The 25,390-nt window shown below is 50.2% G+C and carries 18 protein-coding genes and 1 pseudogene; 11 read left to right on the top strand and 8 right to left on the bottom strand.

The genetic code is table 11. From position 1 onward, the window contains the following. The first annotated feature begins 378 nt into the window (after positions 1 to 378). The 3 genes from QZN53_RS03470 to QZN53_RS03460 are packed head-to-tail and all read left to right on the top strand — an operon-like array spanning position 379 to position 9,054. Positions 379 to 3,750, top strand: a complete 3,372-nt coding sequence (locus tag QZN53_RS03470; RefSeq protein ID WP_163437540.1) for an exodeoxyribonuclease V subunit gamma — start codon at positions 379 to 381, stop codon at positions 3,748 to 3,750. Continuing rightward, positions 3,743 to 7,171 (top strand): exodeoxyribonuclease V subunit beta, encoded by a 3,429-nt coding sequence (locus tag QZN53_RS03465; protein ID WP_163437539.1) that lies wholly within the window; start codon positions 3,743 to 3,745, stop codon positions 7,169 to 7,171. The genes QZN53_RS03470 and QZN53_RS03465 overlap by 8 nt, the downstream gene beginning before the upstream one ends. A gap of 2 nt (positions 7,172 to 7,173) precedes the next feature. Next, on the top strand, positions 7,174 to 9,054 hold the full coding sequence (locus QZN53_RS03460; protein ID WP_163437538.1) for an ATP-dependent RecD-like DNA helicase: 1,881 nt from the start codon (positions 7,174 to 7,176) through the stop codon (positions 9,052 to 9,054). Positions 9,055 to 9,104: 50 nt separating this feature from the next. Here QZN53_RS03460 and QZN53_RS03455 read toward each other — a convergent pair whose 3' ends face one another. Further along, complete coding sequence (locus QZN53_RS03455) at positions 9,105 to 10,286, bottom strand: hypothetical protein (protein ID WP_163437537.1); 1,182 nt, start codon at positions 10,284 to 10,286, stop codon at positions 9,105 to 9,107. A gap of 11 nt (positions 10,287 to 10,297) precedes the next feature. Further along, the gene (locus QZN53_RS03450) at positions 10,298 to 11,110 is read right to left on the bottom strand and encodes a TIGR02147 family protein (RefSeq protein ID WP_163437536.1); all 813 of its coding nucleotides are present in this window, start codon (positions 11,108 to 11,110) and stop codon (positions 10,298 to 10,300) included. Positions 11,111 to 11,367: 257 nt separating this feature from the next. On the opposite strand from QZN53_RS03450, the gene QZN53_RS03445 reads away from it, so the two are divergent. Genes QZN53_RS03445 through QZN53_RS03435 form a run of 3 tightly spaced genes read left to right on the top strand, consistent with a single transcriptional unit; the run spans position 11,368 to position 14,194 of the window. Beyond that, on the top strand, positions 11,368 to 12,225 hold the full coding sequence (locus QZN53_RS03445) for a TIGR02147 family protein (RefSeq protein ID WP_163437535.1): 858 nt from the start codon (positions 11,368 to 11,370) through the stop codon (positions 12,223 to 12,225). Beyond that, positions 12,225 to 13,463 carry a carboxypeptidase regulatory-like domain-containing protein gene (locus QZN53_RS03440; protein ID WP_163437534.1) on the top strand — a complete coding sequence of 413 codons (1,239 nt, stop codon included), beginning with the start codon at positions 12,225 to 12,227 and terminating at the stop codon, positions 13,461 to 13,463. Before QZN53_RS03445 ends, QZN53_RS03440 begins: the two co-directional genes overlap by 1 nt. Beyond that, positions 13,451 to 14,194, top strand: a complete 744-nt coding sequence (locus tag QZN53_RS03435) for a methyltransferase domain-containing protein (protein WP_163437533.1) — start codon at positions 13,451 to 13,453, stop codon at positions 14,192 to 14,194. The genes QZN53_RS03440 and QZN53_RS03435 overlap by 13 nt, the downstream gene beginning before the upstream one ends. Here the strand turns inward: QZN53_RS03435 and QZN53_RS03430 are convergent. Further along, positions 14,178 to 15,386, bottom strand: coding sequence for a hypothetical protein (locus tag QZN53_RS03430; RefSeq protein WP_163437532.1), 1,209 nt, complete (start codon positions 15,384 to 15,386; stop codon positions 14,178 to 14,180). The two genes, QZN53_RS03435 and QZN53_RS03430, sit on opposite strands and share 17 nt — an antisense overlap. Positions 15,387 to 15,619: 233 nt before the next feature. Between QZN53_RS03430 and rpmH the strand changes: the two genes are divergently transcribed. The 5 genes from rpmH (at position 15,620) to QZN53_RS03405 (ending at position 19,398) form a co-directional block, all read left to right on the top strand. Next, a complete protein-coding gene (rpmH, locus tag QZN53_RS03425; protein ID WP_072979488.1) occupies positions 15,620 to 15,775 on the top strand; it encodes a 50S ribosomal protein L34 in 156 nt (51 codons plus the stop codon). 18 nt (positions 15,776 to 15,793) lie between these two features. Further along, the gene (locus QZN53_RS03420; RefSeq protein ID WP_233144200.1) at positions 15,794 to 16,144 is read left to right on the top strand and encodes a ribonuclease P protein component; all 351 of its coding nucleotides are present in this window, start codon (positions 15,794 to 15,796) and stop codon (positions 16,142 to 16,144) included. Further along, positions 16,122 to 16,379, top strand: a complete 258-nt coding sequence (gene yidD, locus QZN53_RS03415; protein ID WP_088626851.1) for a membrane protein insertion efficiency factor YidD — start codon at positions 16,122 to 16,124, stop codon at positions 16,377 to 16,379. Before QZN53_RS03420 ends, yidD begins: the two co-directional genes overlap by 23 nt. Continuing rightward, a complete protein-coding gene (locus tag QZN53_RS03410) occupies positions 16,376 to 18,226 on the top strand; it encodes a YidC/Oxa1 family insertase periplasmic-domain containing protein (protein WP_163437531.1) in 1,851 nt (616 codons plus the stop codon). The genes yidD and QZN53_RS03410 overlap by 4 nt, the downstream gene beginning before the upstream one ends. Before the next feature lie 134 nt (positions 18,227 to 18,360). After that, complete coding sequence (locus tag QZN53_RS03405; protein WP_163437530.1) at positions 18,361 to 19,398, top strand: hypothetical protein; 1,038 nt, start codon at positions 18,361 to 18,363, stop codon at positions 19,396 to 19,398. Here the strand turns inward: QZN53_RS03405 and QZN53_RS03400 are convergent, their stop codons facing one another. The 5 genes and pseudogenes from QZN53_RS03400 to QZN53_RS03380 form a co-directional block, all read right to left on the bottom strand. After that, entirely contained in the window at positions 19,399 to 20,331 is a 933-nt protein-coding gene (locus tag QZN53_RS03400) for a hypothetical protein (RefSeq protein ID WP_163437529.1), read from the bottom strand. It abuts the gene before it with no gap. Positions 20,332 to 20,358: 27 nt separating this feature from the next. Next, on the bottom strand, positions 20,359 to 22,773 hold the full coding sequence (locus tag QZN53_RS03395) for an RNB domain-containing ribonuclease (RefSeq protein WP_163437528.1): 2,415 nt from the start codon (positions 22,771 to 22,773) through the stop codon (positions 20,359 to 20,361). A 1-nt stretch (position 22,774) separates the two neighbouring features. After that, positions 22,775 to 23,503, bottom strand: coding sequence for a 1-acyl-sn-glycerol-3-phosphate acyltransferase (locus tag QZN53_RS03390; protein WP_072798110.1), 729 nt, complete (start codon positions 23,501 to 23,503; stop codon positions 22,775 to 22,777). 299 nt (positions 23,504 to 23,802) lie between these two features. Then, entirely contained in the window at positions 23,803 to 24,918 is a 1,116-nt protein-coding gene (locus QZN53_RS03385; protein ID WP_163437527.1) for an FISUMP domain-containing protein, read from the bottom strand. Between the two features lie 121 nt (positions 24,919 to 25,039). Beyond that, positions 25,040 to 25,390 (bottom strand): annotated as a pseudogene (locus QZN53_RS03380) (hypothetical protein); the annotation flags it as partial.

Here is a 25,390-nt window from a genome sequence, read left to right as displayed (position 1 = left end):
CCCTAGCCAACTTTAGCGTATATGCTACATTTCTCCCGCGGTTCCTAATAGTGTAGGCTCCGAAAGGCATTTGATGATTATCAAATGTTTTTCTTTTTTTTTCGAGGAGCTCCTATGCCCAAAAGCCATCAGCTACGAAAGATTCTACGACCGTTATATTTTCTTGGATTATGGGTCAAAAAATGAAAAATTGTTCCATTGTGGAGCTTCTTCCAAAGATGCGGGCAATAAAATTACCTCCATTATGCAGGTTGAATGCACGGAAATTTATCATGCGATGATTGATATGTTGGGGTGAGGTTGATTGCTCTATATCATGGATAAACAAAGTCGCGAAATTGACACTCAAGTGACAAATTATTTGACTATATTATCGCTATGCTGCACCTGAAATTTGCATTGAATCTGGAAAACCTTGCCGACGAGATGATCGACGCTCTCGGCAAGCATTGGACGGATCCTTTTGATTCGCCCATTGTCGTTTTTCCGGACCCTAAAATTGAGCAATGGTTCAGGTTGCGTTATATTGCCAAGTGCGGCGTTCTTGCGAATTTAGAGATTGTCACACTCGATAAATTTCTGTTCAAGTATTTGACGCAAGGGGATTCTTCTAAGCAGAAGTTGACCGCAGATATTTTGTGCAATGTGCTGATTGCTTATTTTAACGAGGCGTATTCTGGTAAGGCAGCGTCTATCCCGAAAGAAATCCGGAATTATCTTTATAAAAAATCCGGCGAAATCGATGAATCGAAACTATTTGATTTCGCGCGCACGTTGGCAGGCCTTTTCTTGGAATATGAAACGAGCCGTCCGGGCGGATTCATTTCGCCTTTGCAGAACAAGCATCACGAGGGCTTGCTCGCCTATTGGAAGCAGGGGGCCTTGCGCGACTTTTTCTCAGAAGAAAATCGGCCCTTGCCTAAAGAAAAATGGCAGCGTGAAATATATGCTCGCCTGTTCCATAACACAGAGGGCAAATCGCTGTTGACCCAGGTTTTCGAGGCAACTTGCAAGCGTACCGGTAGCAATACGGCTTTCTTGACGATTCCTTACTTGTTCTCGCAACGTGTTGATACTTCGCAGTGGACAAAGCCTGTGTTTGTTTTCGGCCTTTCGGGTATGGGCCAGTTTTACCGTGTTATTTTGCAGCAGTTCGCCGCGGAGCACGATATTTTTGCCTTTATCCAGAATCCGTGTATGGAATTCTGGGAAGATGTCGGGAGTAAGCCGGTTACCCGTTGGAGCAAGAAAAATGAACCTTCGCGAATTGCGCTCCCGGCACCCAAGGATTCCTTGACGGAAGAAGGTCTTGCTGAAAACGAAAACATGTTGCTCAAAAATTGGGGACGTACTGGTCGAGAAAACATTCGCTTGTGGTGTTTGGCATCGGATTACACGTTTGATTTTGTCGGTTACGAATACACGCCGGATTCGCTGTTGCATCAGGTGCAGTACCTTGTTTCGCACCGTTTGAATCGCTTTGACGAATCTGAGGCGGTTGCGCTTGAAACGCCCGGAACGGATGCTTCGCTGACGCTTGCGGCAGCCCCATCTTCTTTGCGCGAAGTTGAAAACTTGCATACGCAGGTGTGCCAGCTTTTAAAACAGGGCGTGCGCCTCGACGAGATGGTGGTTATCGCTCCGGATCTTGATTTTTACAGGACCCCGATTGAACAGGTGTTCAATGCGGCTCCGCGTGACAGTGAATTTTATATTCCGTATGCGATTACGGACTATCCTGAAAAAGATTCCCTGGTCGGCAAGGCCATCGCGAACCTTCTGGATATCCATCAGCAGCGCTCTATTTCGAGACCCGCGTTCTTTGACCTTGTCAAGAATCCTGTAGTACAATCGACTTTGCAGATTACCGACAGCGATGTCGCCGCTTGGGAAAAGTGGGTGGTGAACATGAACGTTTACCGCCACGCCGGCGAAGACGATTGGAGTCGCTGCATAAATCAGATGCTATTTTCGCAGGTGACCGATGCTCCGTTTGCCTCGGCCCATGAGCGCTACTTGCCTTACGAAGATATTGAATCGTCCGATGGCAATCTCACGCTGAAGTTTATCAACTGCATCGATGAACTCAATCGCTGGATTCGTTTCGCGGCAGAAGGCATTGAGAAGACTCAGGCCAATTCGCTTGCTTTGCTGAAAACGCATTTGGCGCATTGGGTGGGCCTGAATGCCAAAGAAGACCGCTTTGCGGTCGAAAAGAAAATTTGGCAGAAGGTTCAGAATGCAATTGACCTGATGGAATTTCAGTTCGATGCGGGAGCTCCGCTCATTTCGTGGAAAATTGTCGGCCAGATGCTTTCGAGTGCTTGCGAAGATTCCCGCACGGGCAATACGCGACTTTTCAGCAATGGCCTTACATTTATGCGGTTCGCGGTCAACAGGGTTGTTCCCGCAAGGCATATCTTCTTTATCGGGGCGAATGCGGGCGTGTTCCCTGGGCAAAAGAAAGCGAATACGATGGATTTGCGTACGCAAACGACTCGCTGGCCGGGTGACGATACTCCGGTTGACAAGAATTGCTATACCTTCTTGTGCCAGCTGATGAGCGCCGCAGAAGGATTCCACATCAGCTATGTTAACAGAAACCTGAAAAAAGATGAAGAACTTTTCCCGTCTTCGGTGATTAGGGACTTGCAATTCTTTATTGGCGAAAGCGCCTGCCCGAATAGTGCTGCCTTTAAGGAACGCAAGATTCCGTTGGACGAAACCCGTGCCGATGACGAACTTTTCACGCTCCGTTCAATTCGTAATAAGTTGAACCGAGTCTTTGTAAGCCCGACAGAAAATCAGGATGCTCAACCGCAAGAGTTGCAAATTGCCTTGCCCGATACAGTGAATGTGCGAGATTTCAAGCGTTTCTTTGATGATCCGTTCCAGTTCCAGCTTTCTCGAAAGGTAACGCTGCCCTCGGTCGAAAACGACCCCGAAAAGGAACTCTACGAACCAGTATCGCTCAATAATCTTGACAAGTCCATCTTGCTCAAGGATTTTGTGCAATCCATTTTGGATAGCGAAAAAATCAAGGATTCTACGACAGAACAGGAATGGATTCTAAAGAAGAAAATTCCGCGTGGAGTGTTCGGCGAGGTCGCTCTCGATGATATCAATGCAGAATCATCGGTGATTTTCAACTTGATTTCCGATAGTTTCAAGGGCAAATCTATAGCTTATCAAGAAAAAGTGGAAGTTTCTTTGTCGGAAGGTTCCCATAGTTGGACGCTGCGCTCTAAACTGGACTGGCATCAAGTTATGGTCGATGGAACGCACCGGTTGTTCAGCGTAAAGTCCGGCAGTGTTTCCAATACCGATTTTACTAAGCTTTTCTTGGATGCATTGTTGATTGCCGCTGCTAAACAAGACCCTGATAGTGTGACTCCCTTTGAACTGAGAATTTTCTCGAGCAAGAACGAGGAGGTCAAAAAAGAGTTTGTCATTAGCTGGACTGATGCAGTTCTTCGCTTGAAACAGATATACCACCGTTGCTTTGTCGAAAATTACCGCAAATGCGTTCCGGCAAAAATGTACGACGAACGCGACGTTCAGACTTTTGTCAGCTACCGCACAAAATTGGCGGGCAAGTTTGGCGCCTGGTCTTATTTTGACGGCAAGAATCTTTTTGACCCCGAAAAATTTTCCGGTTTCTCCCGCGATAATTTCTTGAACGACTGGAATGATGCCGTGTCGGAACAGATCCACTTGCTGGATCCTATCTGGAGCGAAGAAGATGAGTAATGAAGTTTTCGACATAAAAAAATTTGACGGAAGCGAAAACCTCTTTATCGCAGCTTCGGCAGGTACGGGCAAAACCTACACGATTCAACAAGTTGTGGGTAAGCTTGTGGCTCAGGGAATGAACCTGAACCAGATTTTGATTGTGACTTATACCGAAAAGGCTGCAGGCGAGCTCAAAGACCGTATTCGCAAAAAGATTGAAGAAGAATTCAAGAAGGATAGCGGAAATATTTACTTGCAGCAGGCTTTGCATGATGTGCAGGGGGCGCCTATTGGCACGATTCATTCGTTCTGCCAAAAGGTCACGCAGGAATTCGCTTACGAAACCGATGTCCCGCTCAAGCAGGAACTGATTGACGACAGCGCTGTTGAAGAACGAATTCAAAAAATGATTCGCGATGTCTGGGCTCATGATGAACTCTTCCGGACATTTGTGAAGTACAACGGCGATATCGATACCTTTACGGAACTTTTGAAGGCGGCTATTGCCGGCTATATTCCTGAAACAATTTCTCTCTCGGGCGATGCGGGATTCCATCTCGGTGCAGAAGGCTTTGACCTCGACGAAGCAGGCGCCTTGGCTGAGGCGGTCTCATTTAAAGACCTTCGGAAAATTTCTTGCGTCGATGCCGCTTGTGATGTCCTCAAAATCCATCAGGACGAACCGATTTCTAAATCCAAGACGGCAGGCGATTTGCTTAAGGTGGTGTCATCATGGGAAAAAGGCTCCGCCTTGTATAACGGCGTCTCATTCCGATTCAAGGTGTCGGGAAACGGCGAGGAATTGGACTCTGCTCTTGGCGTTATCAAGGATCTCAAGGCTCTGCTGGATGAAAAATCGGGCGGAGTTGAACAGCTGTTATTGCATCGCTGCCTTTACGAATACATTCCCAAGCTTTTTGACGCTTGGCAGCTCCACAAGAATGTGAGTAAGATTCAGTCCTTTAATGACATGATTCGAAATGTCTATAAGGCTGTTATCGCAGATGATTCTCAGCTGGTGCAGTCCTTGCGCCAAAAGTACCTTTTCGCGATTATCGATGAGTTCCAAGATACGAACTTGTTGCAGTGGGAAATTTTCAAGCGCGTGTTCTTTGATGCGGATGACGGAATGCACCATATTTTGGTGGTGGGCGACCCGAAGCAATCAATTTATAGTTTCCAGGGCGCAAACGTCAAGGTCTACGAAAACGCTGTTTCACAAATTGCAAATGGAAAGGTTCTTTCGACAAACTGGCGCTCTTCTAGATCAATGATTGAAGCGTGCAATGCGCTTTTCCCACCATTTGGTTTTGATTTTGAACCTTCCCTAAGTCCTGAAAAAGAAAAGAATGATGCGACTTATAAGGACAAAGTAGTTAAACCGTTTTGGATTAGCGAACCCGATACGGAACCGAAGGATTACGCCGAAACGGTTGTCAATAATATTGTAGACCTGTGTACGTTTAAAGGCAATAAGACTAACCTTCAGATTCCCGATAAGAATACGGGAGCCTTGCGTAATGTCAAGTTCTCGGATTTTGCGGTTCTAGCGAGAACCCGTGCAGAACTGGAGAATATTGAATACGGAATGAAAAAGGCCGGCATCCCGTTCTTGCGTTACATGGACAACAATTTGTTTCGGAGCCGCGAATGCGCTGAATGGACCGCTCTTTTCAGGGCAATCGATGCCGATGATTATTCCGATCGAAATAGAAGCTTGCTTTATACGGCGCTCATGACCGATTTCTTTGGCAAGGATATGGATTATATCAATGCCTTCAAACCGGATGAAGACGGCGCGCAGTTTATTTCCATTTTTACGCAGTGGCATGCCTTGGCTGAACAGCGTCGTTGGGCAGAATTGCAAGAATCGATTTATCGAGACGCTTACAATATTGTAAGCCTCAATGACCCGGAACAGCTCCAGAGCCTGAACAAGATTCGCCAAGTGGGCGACTACTCCATTGAATACTTGTATACCGCCAACGCCTCGCTTGAAGAATTGATTCGCCATTTAGACGGCCTTGCCGTCGGTAGCGAAGACGCTCTTGAAAATTCAAATATTGTTGCGAAGGGTACGGACCTTGACGTGGTACAGACCATGACGATTCACGCGTCCAAGGGCCTCGAATTCCCGGTGGTGATTTCGGTGGCCAGCGAACGTGGGCATGTTGGGTCTTCGGGGCCGTATGTTTATAACAGCCAGTCGGGTGACCTTTCCCGCGAAATGACTTTTGAACAAGACGGAAAAGATATTTGCCAGCATGAGACTGAAGAAGAATGGCGCAGGCTTTTCTATGTCGCGTTCACCAGAGCGTCGTACCTCATGATTTTGCCGTGGTTCCCGAAACAAAAGATGGACAAGAACGGGAAAATGCGCGCTCGCTGCAAGGCCATGGATTGGTATGTCGATATTCTTGCGGGCTTTTGCGCTAAAAAAGAAAACAAGGCGTTTTTTGATTATCTCCAAAACAAGAATTTTGCCGATCGCAAAAAGACCATGCAGTCGATTCTTGAAACGATGCAAGAAAACGGTGATACCGTCTCGGCTGCGAGCGTAGAATCTGCGGCGCAGGTTCTCAAGTCTTTTGAAGTATGGCGCAAGTTCCCGCATTCCACTTCGTATTCGCAGATTGCCCACGGAACGCAGGAACAAGAAACGGACGAAGGCCGTCTGCAAAAAGATGAAGTCGACAATACGCCCGCAAAACAAGAGAGCGCTCCGCAACCGGTAGCGGACAATTACCCCCGCGGCGCAGAACTCGGTAATGCCATCCACAAGATTTTTGAATTGGTAGACTTCGAAGAAGTGGGCAAGTTGACGCTTGCTGAAGCGCAGGAATATCTTCCGCTTTTGACGCTGGTGCAGAATTCCTTTACCGAAGAAAACCTGGATATCGAACATCATCCGGGGTGGGTGACGCGCACCATCGAAATGGTGTGGCATACGCTGAATGGCAATTTGGAAGTTGTGGAAGGCCCGCAAAAGAAAAACGAGGTGTTCAATCTTAAAGAAGTCTCCTTCGCAAATCGCCGGAGTGAATTGCCGTTCCATATGGCGCTAGATGGCGTGAAAGGGACAGAACTTCTGGACCGCTATTGCAAAGGCTTTATCGACCTTCTGTTTGTGCGGAATGGTCGCTACTGCATTCTCGACTGGAAATCAGACGTACTTGCCGATTACGGGAATGAATCGATGAAGGAACACATGATGCTCAGGCATTATGATGTCCAGCAGATTCTCTATTCTTATGTGCTGATTTGTTGGCTCAAGGGCTTTTATGCGGACTTGACAGAACAGCAGATTTTCGAAAAGTATTTCGGCGGTATTTATTACGTATTCTTTAGAGGCTGCGCCGAAGGGCAATTGTCAGGCATCATGTCGAGTACGTTTGAATCTTACGAAGAACTGAGCAATCTTTATAACGGGATTATCTAGCCATGGACAAGAATAACGAAAATTTGATGAATGCGTTAGTCGAATGTGGCGCGGTAACTCTTTTGCAAAAGAGATTGCTTGATGCAATTCCCGAATTTTGCCCCGATGCCGATTCGCATTTGATAGACTTGCTCGCGTTACTCCTTTGTAGGCAAGGCCGCGGCGATACGCGAATCCCGCTTGAATTGGATAGGTTGGAATCGCGACTTTTGAATACACTCGAAAGCTTTGCCGTCCCTTGCAATCCCGCTTATATGGAATCGCTCCAGAATGCGGTCGCGAAAATGAATGATGGCGGCTACGAAGGCGTTGTGGGTGGCGGCGATTCTGAAGAGTCTTTCTTTAAAAAGCCGTTTACGCTGAAGGATAATTATCTTTATCCTTCAAAATATTTCTATTCCAAGCTAGTCGTCGAAAAGAGAGTGCGTGAATTATTTGTCACCCATTCTTTCGATAGGAACAATATCGCTAGGTGCATCGACCGCGTTGCCGCTTTCACAAAGGATGGCGCTGGAAATCCGGTGCGTCTTGAAGAAGCTCAGGCCGAAGCTATTCTCCGCGGAGTCTATGAAAACCTGATTATTACGGGCGGCCCGGGCACCGGCAAAACGACGGTTATCTTCTTCTTGCTGCGAGAACTTTATTGTACGCACCCGGAACTTTTGGAACATCCGCTTTATCTGGCGGCTCCGAGTGGCAAAGCTGCAGACCGCATGAAAGAAAGCATCGTGAATTCCATGAACTTGGTCAGTTCCGAGGAACTTGAAAATAATTTTGCGGTATATGACAAGATTGCAAAGGCAGAAACGTATACGCTTCACCGCCTGTTGGGTTACTTGCCGAACGAAAACAAGTTTTTCCATGACGAAGATAATCCGTTCCCTGAAAACGCGGTCTTTGTGATGGATGAATCGAGCATGGTCGATATCACGCTTTTCGGCGCGTTCTTGAAAGCGATTCCGCGAAATGCCAAGATTTTCTTGTTGGGTGATGCCGACCAATTGCCGCCTGTCGATGCGGGCGCCGTGCTCGGCGATTTGCTTGGCGTAAAACTCAATTCGACTGTAAAGCTGACGGTTTCTAGAAGGTTCAACAAGAATTCTGAAATCGGTCAATTGGCCTCGCTTGAAAATGTGGAAAGCCGTTTTGCCTTCAAGCCTGTCTCCTCTTGGGCGACGAGCGAAACGTCGCAAAATGCAGTGCAGTTGCTTGCAACCTCGCTAGAAATCAGCCGCGCAGAAATCGATAGCCTGCTTAAGAAATGGTTTGAGCAATACATGCTTGACTTTGCAACCTTGGCAAGTCAAATTGACCCGAAAAAGGAATGCTCTCCGCAAGATGAGGAATCTCAGTTGCGTCAGAAAGTTTGGGATATCTGCACGCATTCGAAAATCCTTTCGGCAGAAAGGCAGGGTGTTATCGGGACCGATTCAATTAACCAGTATATAGAGCAGTTTGTAGAAAAGCAGACCTTTGAAAAATATCGTGGAAAAAAGGTTTGCAAAATGCTCATGTTGGTCAAGAACCAGAAAACATTCCGGCTTTATAACGGCGACATGTGCGTTCTTTGTTACGACAAGTTCGGCGAAAGCTATGTGATGTTCAAGAAGGGAAACGACTTTGTCTTTTATCCGACATACCTGTTCCCGAAGGATGTTTTTGAACTGGCGTATGCCTCGACTATTCACAAGGCCCAAGGCTCCGAATACGATCATGTGCTGATGTTCTTGCCTACGCGCTTGGGGCATCCGCTTTTGAACCGTCAGATTCTTTATACGGGCCTAACCCGCGCCAAACAGTCAGTGACCATCCTCGCCACTCCCGAAGCTTTCAAGTCGGCCTGTGAAACGGTCGCTCAGCGCGACACGGGCATCGAACTATAAAAAACGCGGCATCACTGCCGCGCTTTTTGTTTAAATCAAATTATTTAAATCTAATTCCCGTATCTACAGGCTGCAATCACTTTCGTTCCGTAAATGTCCCATACAGGGTCAGAGTAATTGTAGAATGGTTCTGCGCCGTTCGCATCAACGTCGTCTTTGTTGAGAGGCTCGATTTTGATTTCGCAGGTGATTTCTCTGTACGTGTCGCTAATGATGGCCCCGTTTTCAAGATTGCAATATTCGGTGAAATTCTTTTTGGCGAGGGCGAGTTCTTCGGCCGGCATTCGATTGAAATCATCTTCACTCCATTTCTTTGTGACGGTATTGCCGTCCAAGGAAACGGTATAGGAATGGACTTTTTCGATTTCGCCCAAGGAATCGCTTATATAGTTTTGGCAGCGAATGGATTCAAAGATGTTGAGGTACGTGTAGTACACAATTCCGTTGTCCAGGGGCACGCCGTTATTTCCGCATTCGTACGTGAACTCTGTTTCGACACACTGATTGTCTACTTGGATTTCCTTGGAAAGCGGATTGCTGTGTAAGTAGCTGGCGAGTTTTTCTTCGTTTTCAGAAAGGAATTTCTGATCATCTTCTTCATCAATTATAACGGAGGGGTCGCCTTCTGGGGATTCTCTATCTTCTATCGGCTCTCCACAGACATCTATAATTTGCTGGGCGTATTTTTTCCAATGGGCGTCAAAGTATTGCATGCCTCCCGGAGTAATTTCGGTCTTCATTGGAGCCGGCAATGTGCAAGAGAGTTCGTATCGGCCTTGGAATAGAGGACTTTCTTCTGCAATAATGCCTCCGTCATTGGCGCAGTCTTGCTTGAAGGATTCAGGCGACAGGGTGTCGGGAATGTCATAGTACTTTATGACGGCTGTGTCGGAAACGGAAACAGAATAGACGAACCACATCTCCGTTGTTTCGCAGAAAACGGATTCAAAATTAGTCTTGTAGACGTGTTTCAGCTCGCCATTTTTAGTTTTGATTCCAGAAGGCAAATCGTGAATGATGTCGATTGTGGTGTCCAAGCAATTTGTGCATTCCGGATTTGGTCTCAACGTATCGGCTTCCAGCCATGTTTGAATAGTGGAGTCGGCGTTTAGGGCGTTTATGGAACTGGACTGTTCGTCGGTGCCGGTGATTTTGGAATCGCTGCAGGCGGTAAACAGCGAGACTGCAAATAGTATGCCCCCAAAGGCGATTTTTGTGGTGTAGGGTTTCATGGTTTCTCCTCCTATACTTTGTCTGTCAACGGGAAAAGTTGCAGATTCAAACGGTAAACTTGGTTGATGTTTTTACAGCCGTTGGCGAGGGCGATAACGCGCTTGCGGCATTTGTCGATTTCTTCGGAAATGCGTGCAAGCGTCGGAGCGTCGACCCCCATGGTGACGCCCGAAATGTTCTTGTCCTTCGCCTCTACTTTGTCAATCGCTTCTTTCGCGAGGTCGGTCATTTCGCGATTCATGGAGCGGAGCGCCAGCGGGATTGCCTCGGTAGACCCGGTAATGGCCTTGTCCGCTTGACGGTAGGTGTTTTCGCCGGTTTCTTCGAGGAACTTTGCCTTGGTCAAAAGTTCAAGCGAATCGCGCACTTGTTGTGCCGTAAAAATGTGCTTGATTTTTTTTGCCATGTCCTTGGGGAGTGCGCCTGGCATGAGTGGCGCCAATTCGCGAACAATAGAATTGATGCCCGATTCGTAGTAGGCGAATGTGTCGGCGTCAATCACGCGGGCCTTCTGCTCTTTTGCAATCCGGGTGAGCTCTGTAAACGCGGCTTTTTTCTTTTCGTCGTTCGTAGCGTTCCCGAATTCCACCATCTTTTCAAAGTAGGTGAACTCGTAGCCCGAAAGGTCCATGGCGTTTGCGACTCGCGGGAGTCCGACGCGGCTCAGGCTGCTTTTGCCTTCGCAAACCAGCTTCAGGTACGAGGGCGAGGCGAATCCGGCGCTCTTCGAAAAATCTCTCCAAGTAAAGCCTGACTTTTTGCGTTCTTCGTAAAAGTCCCGCATGTAAAGCCGGTAATCTTGGTATTCGGTGATAGGTCTCATATTGATTTCCTCCTGCTCCTAATATAGCTCTAAAAACTCAAAAGTCAATATGTGATGATACAAAAACTTTGAAATTTAGCTAAAAATGCGGAAAAATATGATGTGCTGAAAATATTTTTGTGTTAATGAAACAAAATGGCTGCTATATGATACAACTTTCAGAAAGGCCGATGAGGTTGTTGAAATTTCTGCAACGGAAATACTTCGGTTTATGAAATTTGTAAACATTTTCTATCTTTAAATGGTAAATTATAGACATGCCCGAAGTATTAGACTATTTGGAATACCGCGAGTTCCTGAAGGATTGGTTCGTCGAAACCAAGAAAGGCAGCCCCTTCACCTCGTACCGCTATCTTGGTCAGAAGACCGGCGTAGACCCGGCCTGGCTTGTGCGCGTATTCCAGAAAGAGGGCCACTTGAACGAAGGCACGCTCCCGGCGTTCATCCGCATTTGCGGACTTGATGACCGTCGTGCCGAATACTTCAAGACTTTATACCGTTTCAACAAGACCAAGGCAAAGCAGACTCTTTCGGAGTTGTACTACCGACTCATGGAATTGCGTTCCATGGAAACTCGCGTGCTGTCGGCACCCGAGCTTTCGTATTTCGGCAGCTGGGCTTGTGCCGCACTCCGCGCCCTGATTGGCATTACCAAAGACACGAGCGATATCGGCAAACTCGGCAAGAGCCTGAGCCCCGCTATTTCGCAGGATGAAGCCCGCTCTGCCCTTGGCATTCTCAAGCAGCTTGGCCTTGTCGTGCCCGATGGCAATGGCGGCTGGAATATTACCGATCAGATTATCAGTACGGGTGGCGAAGTCAAGAGCCAGGCGGTTCGCGACTTCCACAGGCATACGATTGAACTTGCTCAGGAATCGATTGACCGTCACAAACCCGAAGAACGCGATATTTCTTCTGTGGTGTTTACGGCCGATGAATCCGACCTGCCCGAGATCCGTCACCGCATCGAAGAATTCCGTAGAGGTCTGTTGCAGTTTGCTCGTAAGAGTGAACGCGCCGACCGTGTTTATGCTTTAAATATTGCGATGTTCCCTTTGTCTGACAAGGTGGACGACCCTGATACTGGTGCCGCTCCGCAAAACAAGGGGGTGTAATGCGCGAACTCAATGAAAATTTCTATTTTTGGGACGTGTTAAAGGAATGCCCCGCAAATATGGCTAAGCTCGCCGCGACCTCGATTCTCGCCCTTTCTTTCGGGCTTGGTCTTTCGGCTTGTGGCGAAACTAAAACAGCCGGCGGTGGCCCGAGCGGTACCGAAGCCGGTAACGCCATTACCGCACAGATTTTGACTGCCGAAAAGTCTCCGGCGGCTCTCGCTAAGGTCCGTCTCATGGACAGCGAAGGCCTCGATAGCGAAAAGTCTTATTCTGCCGAAGCCGACAAGAATGGTAACGTGACTATCGAAGGCGTTGCCGATGGCGACTACACGCTCGAAGCAAAGCTCGCTGGCGAAGCTCTGCAGATTCCGGTCCAGGTGAAGGGCGCAAGTGTCGACCTCGGTAAGGACAGACTTAAAAAGACTGCGACCGTTTCTGGCTCTGTGGGCGACAAGTCCCTGAAGGGCGTTGTCAAGGTCCGCGGCCTGGAACATTCCGCCAAGGTGAAAGACGGCAACTTCACGCTCGATTCCCTGCCCGAAGGCGTGCTCAGCCTGGTGTTCATTCCCGATGTCGAAGACGTCGATACCAGCAGCACTTACTTGAAGGTCCTCGCAGGCGAAAGCACTGTGTCCGGCACGTTCGCTGACGAAAGCCGAGCCCTGTTGCTCGAAGACTTCCAGGATTCCAACTACCAGAATCGCTTTATGCCGGCACGTACCTACGATGGTGGTTGGTGGTATTTTGACTTTGCCGACAACGTGACCCCCGACTTCATTATCGGCGAAAACCATCTCTTTACACTTGCGAACGAAGACGGAAACATCTTTGCTCACGTGGCGGCCCACTTCGGCGATATCATCAAGGATTCTACCGGAGTCGCTCACTGGCCCTGGGCAACCATGGGTGTCGAACTGGGCAAGAGCGACAAGGCCCTTTGCAACGATATCTCGTCGGTGGATTCCATTGCCTTCCGTATCAAGGGTATCGGTTCCGTGGTCTTTAACATCGTCGATTCCAACTTGGAACCGGACCATCAGAAGTTGATTCAGTCCGAATACGGCCTTGATAGCGTATGGGTGCGAGTGAGCGTGCCGCTGTCGGCCGACAAGGAAGCCTTCAAGTGCGTGAACCAGTTGGCGTGGGATTTCAAGACGATCGACGGCTACGCCGAAGTCTGGCTCGACGATGTCGAACTGATCGGTGGCGACCGCCTCTCCATTTGGGAAAAGTAGTGACCGTTCGCTCTGTTACCAGCAACCAAATCGACATCTACAAGAATTTAGAAGCCGTGGTGCGCAAGTACGCTGCCACGACTTTTTTGCGTCCGGTGGCGGATCACACCCGCGGAGCGTTTGAAAAAGCCTCCGAATTCGTGCGCTCTTTTTACGGGTCAACGGGGCGCTTGGATCTCGTGCTGGATTCCGGCTGCGGCACAGGCGAAAGCACCATCCATTTGGCCCGCAAGTTCCCGAATGTCCCGGTCATCGGTATCGACAAGTCGGCGGTTCGCCTCTCGAAGGCGGGCAACGAGCGGCAACTCGAAGTTTCGGCGGGTGCCTCCTGCGATGTTCCGGCGAATGCCTTCTGGGTGCGCGCGGAACTTTTGGATTTTTGGCGCCTCGCGCTCGAGAAAGTGAATGCGGGCGAGTGGAATATCTTGCACCATGCGCTTTATTACCCGAACCCGTGGCCCAAAGAAAGCGAAGCCACCAGGCGTTTTCACTTGCACCCGATTTTCCCGGTGCTCATGCGCCTGAGCCCGGTCACGGAACTCCGCACCAATTGGGAAATCTACGCCCGCGAATACAAAGAAGCCGCCCGCATTGCAGGCGACTGTCTCTCGTTAAATGTCAGCGTCGAGTGCGCGGCCTTTAGTCCCGAGAATCCTGAAACGGCCTTCGAACGTAAGTATCAAACCGCCGGCCAGGAATTATACAGGACGCTGGTTAGAGTCTGTCCTTAAGCCACGTGAGGAAGGCGCGGTTCTTGCGCGTGAACTTCACTTCGATTTCGGCTCCATCCTTCACGATGAATTCCGAAAGCCCGTACTTGCTGTCCGGATTGCCCCAGTCGTAAGTATAGCCCAGGCGAGTCCACGGAGCGGCATCTTTGGTGCGCGATACCTTTTCCTTGTCGAACCAGTTCTTGAACCACATGGCGTTTGCAGTGGTGTCTTCTTCAAGCGTGTTCGTGAAGGTCGTATTCATCATGTTGCTGTTGATTTCGGGGAAGTATGCCGGGCGGAACACGTCGGTCACTCTTACCCAGAACACGGTAAAGTACCTGTTGTCCGTTTCGGGGGACTTGCCCAAAAGCTGCTTCAAACGAATGTCCCAGTTGTCCACCTTTTCGTGATTTTCACGGAACCATTTCAGGAATTCCTTGTCGGTGTAGGCCCAAAGCACTTCGTCGTCTTTCAGGGTGGTTACTTCGCCATCCTTGAAACGGTCCGGGTCGTTGTGCCAGGTCACCAGCACCACTTGGGTGTTGTCGCCGCTCATGCTTGCCATGTCGGAGCCTTCTTCGATGGTGATCAGCGGGTAAATGTCGTCGTTAGTGAGGTTCTTGGCGGTTTCGCGAGCGGCCTTGTACTGTTCGCGGTAAAGGGAGTCGCGGTTCATGAAGGTCACCACGCTACCCTTGGTGTCGATCACGTCGCAGTAAGGAATGTTCGGGTAACCGGCGGCCACTTCGTTCTTTTCGAAGTATTCGCTCAAGAGGTCGTCGTTATGCGAGAACAGGTTGTCGTTTTCGAGGAACGAAATCACGATCTTGCAGAATCCCTTGTCCGGAATCTTCACGGCGTACGGGAAGGGCTTCTTGCCGTTGTCGGTGGTATCGAGCGTGAGCTTGGTTTCGTCGATACCGCAGGCGTATTCGTACTTGTACAGCGGAGCAATACCCGGCTTCATTTCGCTAATGAACAGGTTGTCCTGTTCGTGGCTCCAGCTCGGCTTCACCACGATCTTCTGGGCGCCAAGCGTCATGTACTGGGGCATCACGTCTTCGCAGTAGAAGGCGGTCTGGCGGAACACGCCGATAATACCGGTCTTGTTCTTGTAAACGTCGGGGTCATCCGGCTTGAGCCCCTTAGCGCATCCGGCGATCAGGGTGGCCACCGAAAGGGAAATAGCGAGAATGATTTTCTTCTTCATAGCGCCGGGAAATATAACTTTTTTTGGATGCCGGCCTGGTCTTGTCGCGTGGGCGTGGGTCGGGTGCGCCCAAAATAGATGTTGATAGATTGTTGATATGTTGATAGACCCGTGGGGGAAAGGCTAAAAATGTCCGTAAAACTTGCTTACGTGGCCCCCTGACCCCTTGATTTATCTAGGAATTTTTCTAATTTTGAGACTCAAAAATTTGACTTTTACTAAAGGTTACTACAATGAAAAGAACATTCCAGCCTCATAATCGTAAGCGCGCCAACAAGCATGGTTTCCGTGCCCGCATGGAAGACCGTTGGGGTCGTGCTGTTCTGAGCCGTCGTCGCGCCAAGGGTCGCAAGCGCCTCACCGTGAGCGACACCATCTACAAAAAGTAGGATTGGCTCATAGCCTCGTTGCGCTCCTATAGGCTGCCTAACCAGCCAGCTTATCGGCAAGTAGCCGTCCATGGGAAGTTCATCCGCACGCCGTCGTTCACGATGCGTTGGATAGAAAGCCCGGACGGTTTTTGTCGTTTTTGCTTTTTGGCAAAAAAGAAGAACGGTAACGCTGTTTACCGCAACAAGTGCCGTAGATTACTGCGGCCCCTGTTTTTTGAAAGGGTTCCCCATATCGCAAAGCCCGTTTGGGCAATGATCATTGTGAGCGACAATTCCGAGGTCATGTCTTCGGAACGCATGCGTGAATCGGCGCTCAAGGTGTTCAAGAAAATGGAATGGACCGATGGCTTGGACGCACAAGGTTAACGATGTCTTGAAAGGCGCCTTGATTGTGCCTATCCGGCTGTACCAGTTGATTCACCCCTTTTTCTTTCATGGGGTTTGCAGGTTCCAGCCGACATGCTCTCAGTACGCGATCGAAGCAATCCAAGTGCATGGTGTGTTCAAAGGTTTCTTTCTTGCGGTTTATAGAATTTTAAGGTGCAACCCGTTTTGCAAGGGCGGCTATGACCCGGTCCCGCCCAAAAAGGAAAAGAGATGAACAAGAATACTCTTATCGGATCAGTCCTTATCGCAGCCATCATGATTTGGTGGTTCTCCATGACGAACGCAAACAACGAAGCTGCCGAAAAGGCCAAGCTCGCAAAGCAGGCTGCCGCGAAGGAAGCCGCCGCTCAGGTCGCCGATTCTGCCGAAGCACCTTCCGCAAACGGACTCGTGCTCCCCGGCTCTACTGCCGAAGTCAAGGCTGCCCCGGTTCTCGGTGCCGCAACCGAAGTCGCTGCCGATAGCGCCGTGAAGGATTCCTCGGTTGCCGCAAGCGACTCTGCCGCAGCCGAAGCCCCGAAGCCGATCGCCCAGCGTACGGTCACGGTTGAAAACGACAAGTTCATCATGACCCTTTCTAATAAGGGCGGTAAGGTCCAGAGCGTGATCGTCAAGGCCCTGCCGGATTCCGCAAACCATTTCCCCGAACTCATTCAAGATACGACTCTCGGCGCCCTCGACCTGAACCTCGGCGGTGCTGACCTTTCCGAAGTCATGTTCAATGTAGACGCTCCGGAATGGATCAATGTCGAAAACGATACCACGGTGCAGTTCGTCTTTACCGATGCCAATGGCAACCAGTTGGTGCGTAGCTACGGCTTCACCAAGGCCGGCGTCGCAGTACGCCAGGTGAACAAGTTCAAGGGTTTCCGCGTCGACAACTACGAGCTCTCCTGGAAGGGCGGCATGCGCGAAACCGAAGTGATTCCGAAGGGCAAGAGCTTCGGCGGTACAAGCTATTTCTTTAGCGAAGTGATTTTCAAGAACAACGAAATCACCGAACGCGAAACCTTCTCTGACGCCATGACCTTCGACAACGCCAACTACTACTGGGTCGGCATGCGTCGTAAGTATGTGGCTATGTCGGTGCAGTTCGATTCTCCGGTGCCCGCACAGGTCAAGGCCAAGCACATTAACACCGCCACCGAAGGCAACCCGGATCCGGGTACCTACAGCCTCTCCATTGCAGACGCCGTCCGCGGTGATTCTATCGCTTACAACTTCATGGTTCTCCCGCTCGAATGGTCCGAAGTCGAAGCTCTCGGCCAGGGCTACGAAAAGATCATCGTGACCGGTTCCAAGTGGTTCCCGGGTTCCAGCGTCTGGTTCGTGTGGATTTGCGCCATGCTGCTCAAGCTGCTCAAGTTCTTCTACTCGATTATTCCGAACTACGGCGTCGCCATTATCCTCGTGACCTTCATTGTCCGCGGTATTACGACTCCGTTCACCATCAAGCAGCTCAAGTCGACTTCTGCCATGAGCAAGCTCAAACCGCAGCTCGACGAAATCAACGTGAAGTATCGCAGCGATCCGCAGAAGAAGCAGGCCGCCGTCATGGAACTCTACGCCAAGAACGGTGTGAACCCGCTGGCTAGCTGCACCGGTGGCTGCCTCCCGATGATTATCCAGATGCCGATCTTCATGGGCCTCTTCTTCGTGCTCGGTCGCGCTGTTGAACTCCGCGGCATGCCGGCCTTCCTCTGGATTACCGACCTTAGCCGCAGCGACGTGATTTTCCACGGCTTCAGCATTCCGTTCCTCATGCCCGATGGCCTTGCACTCCTCCCGTGGATCATGGTGGTCACCACCTACTTCCAGACCAAGGTGACCATGAGCGGCAACGGCGCCATGGATCCCGCCCAGCAGAAGATGATGGTGTGGATGATGCCTGCCATGATGTTCCTGTTCAGCGCCGTGATGCCTTCTGGCCTCGTGCTCTACTGGATTGTGTCCAACTTCTGGAGCATCATTCAGTACAAGATTATCCGCCGCGATAACGGCAATAATGGCCCCAAAACCATGAACGGCAAGAAGGTCGTCGACGCTGAAATCGTGAAGTAATTCGATTGCGCGCATGGATGTCGTAAATCCGTGCCATAAGTCACTCATTTTTGACACATGAATAAAACATCCCCGTTTTGACGAGGATGTTTTTATTTTTGTATACAGAAGTTTGGATTGAGCTAGGAGGACTTATGAAACGCACACTTTTCCCTATAGGGGCATTCCTGATTACCGCCTTTTTGGGGGCGTGTTCTTTGAATATCGAGGTGGAAGACCCCAATCCGCATGGAAGCACCGAAAATCCGCTCCCCAATACGCCGGCCATTTTGCCGCAAGATACGGCAAAAGCTCCTGTTGATAATCCCGTAGACAATCCGGCGAATGATTCCTTGGAGATTGCTGAAATGCTTCCTGGGGATTCCGTGGTTGTAGACGGCCCCGAAAATCCTGAGATTGCAAAAGATACGATATATTTGCATGACACTCTAGTTGTCTACAAGGATACGATTTACGACACCCTTTATGACACCACATCGTACACGAGCTTTGTTTATCGCAAGGATAGCGGAATGGTCGATACGGTCACGATGAATTCAAAAGCTTTGACATGTGATGTGAACGATTCCAGCGTATCTTGCCAAGCGGAACGCTACATTGTATGGACGGATAAATGCTGTATTACTCGAATTGAACCCCTCGATGAGGTCTTCTTCGAGCCGGATGAGAATACGATCTTCGTCCATGTTCTAGATACGATTTATATTGATGCGTGGCACGAGGAAGAATACGTCAGTATTAACGATACCACTTTCGTCAATTATGGAGACAATCGCCAGACAGATTTTATTCCACCGGAGTTTGTTTATAAGGCGACCAAGAGTCCGTTTGATTCTACGGCGGTGCGCGCGCTTTTAGATACGCTTGATTTTAGCAGATCCGATAGCACTCGTGTTTCTTTTAAGGTTCAGTCCAAGTTGAATTTCTGGGAATTGCCTGTCACTGTAAAAATCGCAACACCTACATACGATGTTGTTACAACAAAGGATGGCGCAATCATAACGTATTGGCCTTCGGAAGAAGAAATAAGAGAACGTTCCTATTATTTTGCTGCTGATGAATTGCCGTCGTCGGACACCACGGTCACGTGGACTCTAGGCTACACGCATTACGAAAAAGGAATCGTTGAAACCGATTCCCTTCAGGTGACCACGTTTATCAAGGTGAAATAGTTACTTGTACTCGTCGCCGTCAAGCGGCTTGCCGAGTATTTTGTATTTCGTTTTAATGGCTGTCCTGAGTACGGGCCAGCCTACTCTATAGAAGGCCTTTTGCCAAAGTCTGTCGAGGGCTTGGCTGGTTAAGTTCCCGACGGGTTTCGGGAGCCATTCTTCTTTAAAGTCGGGCGCAAGGCCTGCATCAAGAATCATCTTGTGGTAATCGGCATTCAAGGCGTTGTAAGCCTTTTGGCGAATAAAATGAGCCTTCTCTTTAAAGCTAAAGCGGTGCTGCAAGAGTTTGCGCTTGATGAACCCGCCGCCCTGCGCAATCAGTTCGGGGTAGGCGAACAGGGCGCGCAAATGCGTATTGTAAAGCGATGCCGTCTTGATTTCGGCTTCGTCGAAGACGTTCGCCATGCCGATTTCCAGGCGATGCACCACGTCGTAGAACGTTTCTTGCTCGGGTGTTTCGAGCAAGTGCAGGTAGAAGGCGCCCAAGGCTTCTTGCTTGAGGTACAAGAAGAACGATTGCAAGTGCGGACGCACTTCGTCGTTTTGCGTAAGCGATACCACGTCGGCGGTACTCGCTTCGGCGCGGCGGATAAAGTCGGCAAAGTTGTTCTGGAAGTAAACGATGGAATCGTTTGTGAGCAGCAGACGAGTGATGCTGTTGAATTCAATCAGGTTGTTGCGCCCGTTGGCGAGGTCCTTCAAGAACCGGCGCCACATGCCGAAATCGAACCCGTGATTTTCGGTCAGGTAAAGCTTGATTTCGTTGTCTTCCAGGAACGACATCGTCTCTGCCGAAAGCGGGCGCTTGTTCGTGAGCAGAACGATGGTAAAGTCTGTCTCGGCGAGGTGCTTTAGCGCAAACCGCACATACCCGGGAAGGTTTTCCCCGGTCTGGTAGCTTGCGTAAAGAATGACCTTGCCGTTACTAGACATTACTCATCTCACATTACTTATTGCGCGTTACCTTCTGCCGCCGCGTCCGCGGCTTTGGCTGCGGCCAGCACCCTTGCGGGAGCCGCCCTTACGCGGTTTGCTTGCTACGTGGAATCCTTCGCGGTCGTCGCCACGGTCGTTGCGTCCGCCTCTGCCGCGAGAGCTGCGGCCAGAACGCTCGAAGCTCGGAGCGTCAGAATCGAACCTGCCGCCGCGTGATTTTCCGCGGCCGCCACGGTTCATGTGGCTGTGTGCCGAAACGAATTCCGGAACGTCATCGTCAAAATCTTCGTCGGGCTGGCTCACGTAGCCGAGGGCTTCCGCCGCGGCGGCGCGGTCAGCGCGTTCGCGAACGTCGCGGTTGCGGTAATCGTCATAATCGTCGCGCGATTCACCCTGACGGCGGCGCTTCTTCGGTTCGCTAGAGAGCTTTTCGATAATGCTGAAGTCAGCCTGACCGCGCAGCGGGTCTACCCGCAAAAGGCGCACCAGCACCTTGTCGCCGCGCCGGAACGTACGCCCACTCTTCTTGCCAAAGGCAAGTCCCTGATCCGGGTTGAATACGTAGAAGTCATCGCCCGCGATATCGCGGAAGCGCACCAGGCCTTCGGCAATCGGGTCGGCGATAGAAACGTAGATGCCCCATTCCTCGATGCCCGAAACCGTAGCTTCAAAGTCATCGCCGATGTGGCTCTTCAAAATCCAGCAGCTGCACACCTTGATGGCGATGCGTTCGGTTTTCTGGTTCTTGACTTCGTTTGCCGAAATCAGGTCGCAGACTTCAATCACGCTGTTCTTGCGTTCGGCGGTAATCTCGGCACCCTTGCGCGCCAATTCACGGTGACACCACAAATCGGCGTAACGGCGAATCGGGCTGGTAAAGTGTGCGTAGTCCTGCCAGTTCAAGGCGAAGTGGCCGAAGCTGTTGCTGTCGTAATGCGCCTTCTGCATGCTGCGTAGAATGCGGTTGGTCAAAGTCTCGTCGCCCTGGGCGCGCTTCACCAAATGTTCGTACAGCTTGAATGCCGTCGGGTTCAGGTTCGTGTCGCCGCTGCGGGGCTTGCCCAGGTCGCGCAACATCACCGGAGAATCCTTGAACAGGTCCGGGTACATGTAGTACAGTTCCATGATGTCCTTGGTGTCCGGAGCCTCATGGATACGGTAAATGCCCTGGAGCTTGCGTTTCTTGAGTTCTTTCGCGCAGCAGTTGTTCGCAATAAGCATGCATTCTTCCACCCACGAATTCGATTCGTCGGTCGTGCGCGGGTAAATCTTTTCCGGTTCACCCTTTTCGTTGAACTTGCAGCCGAATTCGGTGCTCTGGAATTCCAGCAGGCCGTCCTTGGTGCGGTTCTGCTTCAAGAGTGCGGTCACCTCGGCGAGCGCCTTAATGTCGTCGTCGCCGTTTCGCATCATTTCCATCGCCTGTTCGTAGGTGATGGACTTGGTAATCTTCACGATACTGCGGTGGAAATCCCAGCTGAGCACGTTCGCGTGCTTGTCGAGTTCCATCATGCAGGTAAATGCGCAGCGGTCAACGCCCTGGTGCAAACTACATACATTGCTCGAAAGTTTTTCCGGGAGCATCGGCACGGCAGTCCACGGCAGGTACTGCGTGTAGCTCCTTTCCAGGGCCTCTTCGTCGAGCTCGGAACCTTCCGGCACGTAGTAGCTCACGTCGGCAATGTGCACGCCCAGCCTATAGCCGCCCTTGGGGGTGCGTTCCACGCTAATGGCGTCGTCATGGTCCATGGCGCCATCGGGGTCGATACAGAGAATCGTGAGCTGCCTGTAATCTACGCGGCCCTTGAAATCCTTGCCGCACGGCTCCTTGACGCCGTCCACATACTTCTTGATAGCGGGGCTGAAGTCCTTCGGCAAGTTTGCGTCTTCCATGAACTTGGTCTTGACTTCGTCCCAGCTGATGTTCATGACTTCGGCGGTGCGGTCTACCTTTGCCAAGTAGCTGTGCTTGAGTTTCGGATGCGGGTACAGCGTAAAGCTGATGGTTTCGCCTTCCTTGCCCGGGGCCTGTCTGCGGTGGCACATCTCGTACACCTTGCCGGTATCGAGTTCGTGCACTTCCCAGTCTTCTTCGCCCGTCTGGTGCAGAATGCCGCGTTTCACGCGGGTCTCGTTTTCCTTGCCCGTCTGGCGGCGGCTGCGGGCACCCGGACGGCGGTTGTCTTCGGGGTACTGTTCCGCAATCTTCTTCACGCGTTTTTCGCGCTTTTCTTCGACACTTTCGCCATCGCCCAGCTGGTATTCCTTGTGGCTGGTACGCTTCAACAGCCCGCGGTCCACCATGTCGGCGAGCATCTGCTTAAAGGCCATCTTCTGCTTTTTCGGAAGGCCAAGCGCGCTACGTAAGCGGCTACCGACCATCGGTTCGTCGCGTAAAATGGCAATAATCTGTTCTTCACTAGGTAAATGCTGGGCCATACTAAGCCTCCTGTTGGGCGTTTTGTCTGTAAGGCAAAGCGGATGAAATCATGTTGTGCATCTCGTCGCGCAACTGGGCGACGGATTTGTCTCTAAAACTTTCGGGCGTCTGCAGCGGGTGCACCACAATCTTGACCACACCCGGAGTCTGCGCCCACTTGGTCTTGGAAAGCCGCTTGCCGCTATCGACAATCGTCACCGGCAGGAGCGGGAATTCGTTTTCCTTGGCCATGCGGAAAATGCCGTTCTGGAACGGGAGCATGTGCCCGTCGTTGCTGCGGTGGCCTTCGGGGAACACGGAAATCGTCACGTTGTCTTCGAGGCGCTTTTTCACGGTGGCGCCCATGCCCAGATTTTTGCGCGGGTTCCTGTGCACCGGAATGCAGCCGATTTTAGTCAAGACCCAGCCGAACACGGGAATCTTCCAGAGTTCCGCCTTCGCAATGAACGAGGTCATGGTAATCGATGGCCAAATCACGTTGATGTCCAAAAAACTCTGGTGGTTCGCGATAAGCACGAATTTCTTGTGGTCCGGGATGTTTTCCTTGCCTACGATTTCGACCTTGATTCCCGAAAGCTTGAAAAGCACATTGAAAAACGGGATGCAAACGCGGGTGCTGTCGGCCCAGCGCCTGCAAAGAACGCCTTTGTAGAACATGAAGGGAATGCCAACAACGAATAGTCCGACTGCGATGAACAGGTAATAGAAAATTGCACGGAAAAATGCCATAAGTGTCCTAAAAATAAGGGTTTACACCCATAATGTATATTTTTTATGGGCAATGGAACATAAAACTGAAAAAAATATGCTTATGTTGAAGGGGGAGGGGTCCCCCTAACTCTAGCCACGGCTCAGCCTGCTCCGCACGCTCACATGGCCGTTCCGGAATGTTCGCTTTGCGGCCAGGCTATCGCCGTGTCTGCCGTTACCCCCTCTGCGGGCGCTCGCCGCCCCGCAACGCCCCGGCCCGCCTGTCATGCTGAACTGGGTTCAGCATCAGCATTCCTCGCCCGAACAAAAGGGATGGACTAGTTTTGTGCTAAGGGATTGTCGGAATCCATTACACAACGGACGGAGATGAAAGATCCTTTTGTGGAACTGCTAGGTCTTAAAAAATGATCACCCGATGAAGAAAAAAAAGATATGCTATAAGCATTTGTTTCATTCTTTTCAGCCGAAATCCATATTGAAGCATGTTCTCGAGCCCCACTAAACACACTGTTACCGTTTGGATGATATGTTCCAACAGGAATAATCGCCAAGCCGGCTGTATTATACCCAGCGTTATCTTTCCACAGAATATTCGAACGGATATCACCATGGACGTATCTCCATTCCCTCTGGTTCATAATATGCCAACCATCGGGACAAATTCCCTGCCAAATGATATTCAAATACTCTTCACCAGGATAACTTCCACGTTTTTCTGTTATGGCCTTGCACGCGTCATTACTGTCCACGGCAACAGAATCGCAAACCTTGGGTAAATTCATTGCCTCGGCCCAAGTGTACAGACCGCCAAAGTGGTTGTCGCAGAACCATTCGTCGTCTACGTAGCACATTTTTTCTGTCACTTCGTCGTCAAATTTAGTCGTACTGCTGTGAACCATCTTGCCATAATTCAAGTTTTCAGCCATCACATAAAAAGTCGCATAGCTTCCAAAATCAGAGGATCCATCAAATTCAAAATACTTGTATTTGCGACCATCTCGTGGATCTTCGAACTCTAAATACTCTCCATCGTAGCCCGAAAAAAGGCTATCCATATTGGGGTGTTCCTTATTTTTTTCGATTGCTGCGAGAGAATCAAGGGAATCTTTACGAACCTTTCTATAATCTTCCCACTCATTATCTTTGCATATGAAATAGTATATGTAACCACCGCCTTGGGAAGATGTTGAGTCGCCATCATCACAGCGATGGAAAAACAATTCACTACTACTCGGCTCAACCACCGACGAGCTACTATTCTTTCCACTTACGGAGCTAGAAGAATTCTTTTCCGCTACAGAAGAACTGGAACCGAGCTCCTCATTGCTACTCGACGAGATTTCACCGATTGGATCGGGAGCGGAGCTACTAGATTCATCACCACATGCTGCGAGCAGGGCTAAAAGAGACAATAACGCAAAAATCTTTTTCATGGAAGACCTCCAATAACCTCAATCTTTTATGCCAAATTTAAAAAAATATCATCATCTATGTTTAGATTGAAAAAGCCGACCCCAAGGATCGACTTTAGATTTTTTAACCTAACATAAAATGCTATTTCAAGGCGAGCATCGCCGTAATCACGTTCTCCGGCACGTTCTGCGAACGCAAGTAGTCGGCCCGTTTGGTGTCGCGAACAGCATTGTCAGCATTATTCTTTTCGCGCTCCTGCTGGGCGCCTTTTTCCATGCCCTGCGCCAAACCTTTTTCCATGCCACTAGCAAGGCCTTTCGCTTGGCCCTTCAAGAAGGCTTCGGCTTCGAGAACTTCGTATTCATGACGATCGAACATGTTTGCCTCCAGTGCTTTCAAAAGTTCAGGGTTCACGCGGCTTACGCGCAGGCGGTCAAGTGCATTCGCAAAGATCGGGTCTTCCGTTTCGGGAACCTGGAGAGGTCCTCTCGA

It is taken from the genome of uncultured Fibrobacter sp., assembly GCF_900316465.1.
Lineage (GTDB): Bacteria > Fibrobacterota > Fibrobacteria > Fibrobacterales > Fibrobacteraceae > Fibrobacter.
This window is presented reverse-complemented; position numbering and strand designations above follow the sequence as displayed.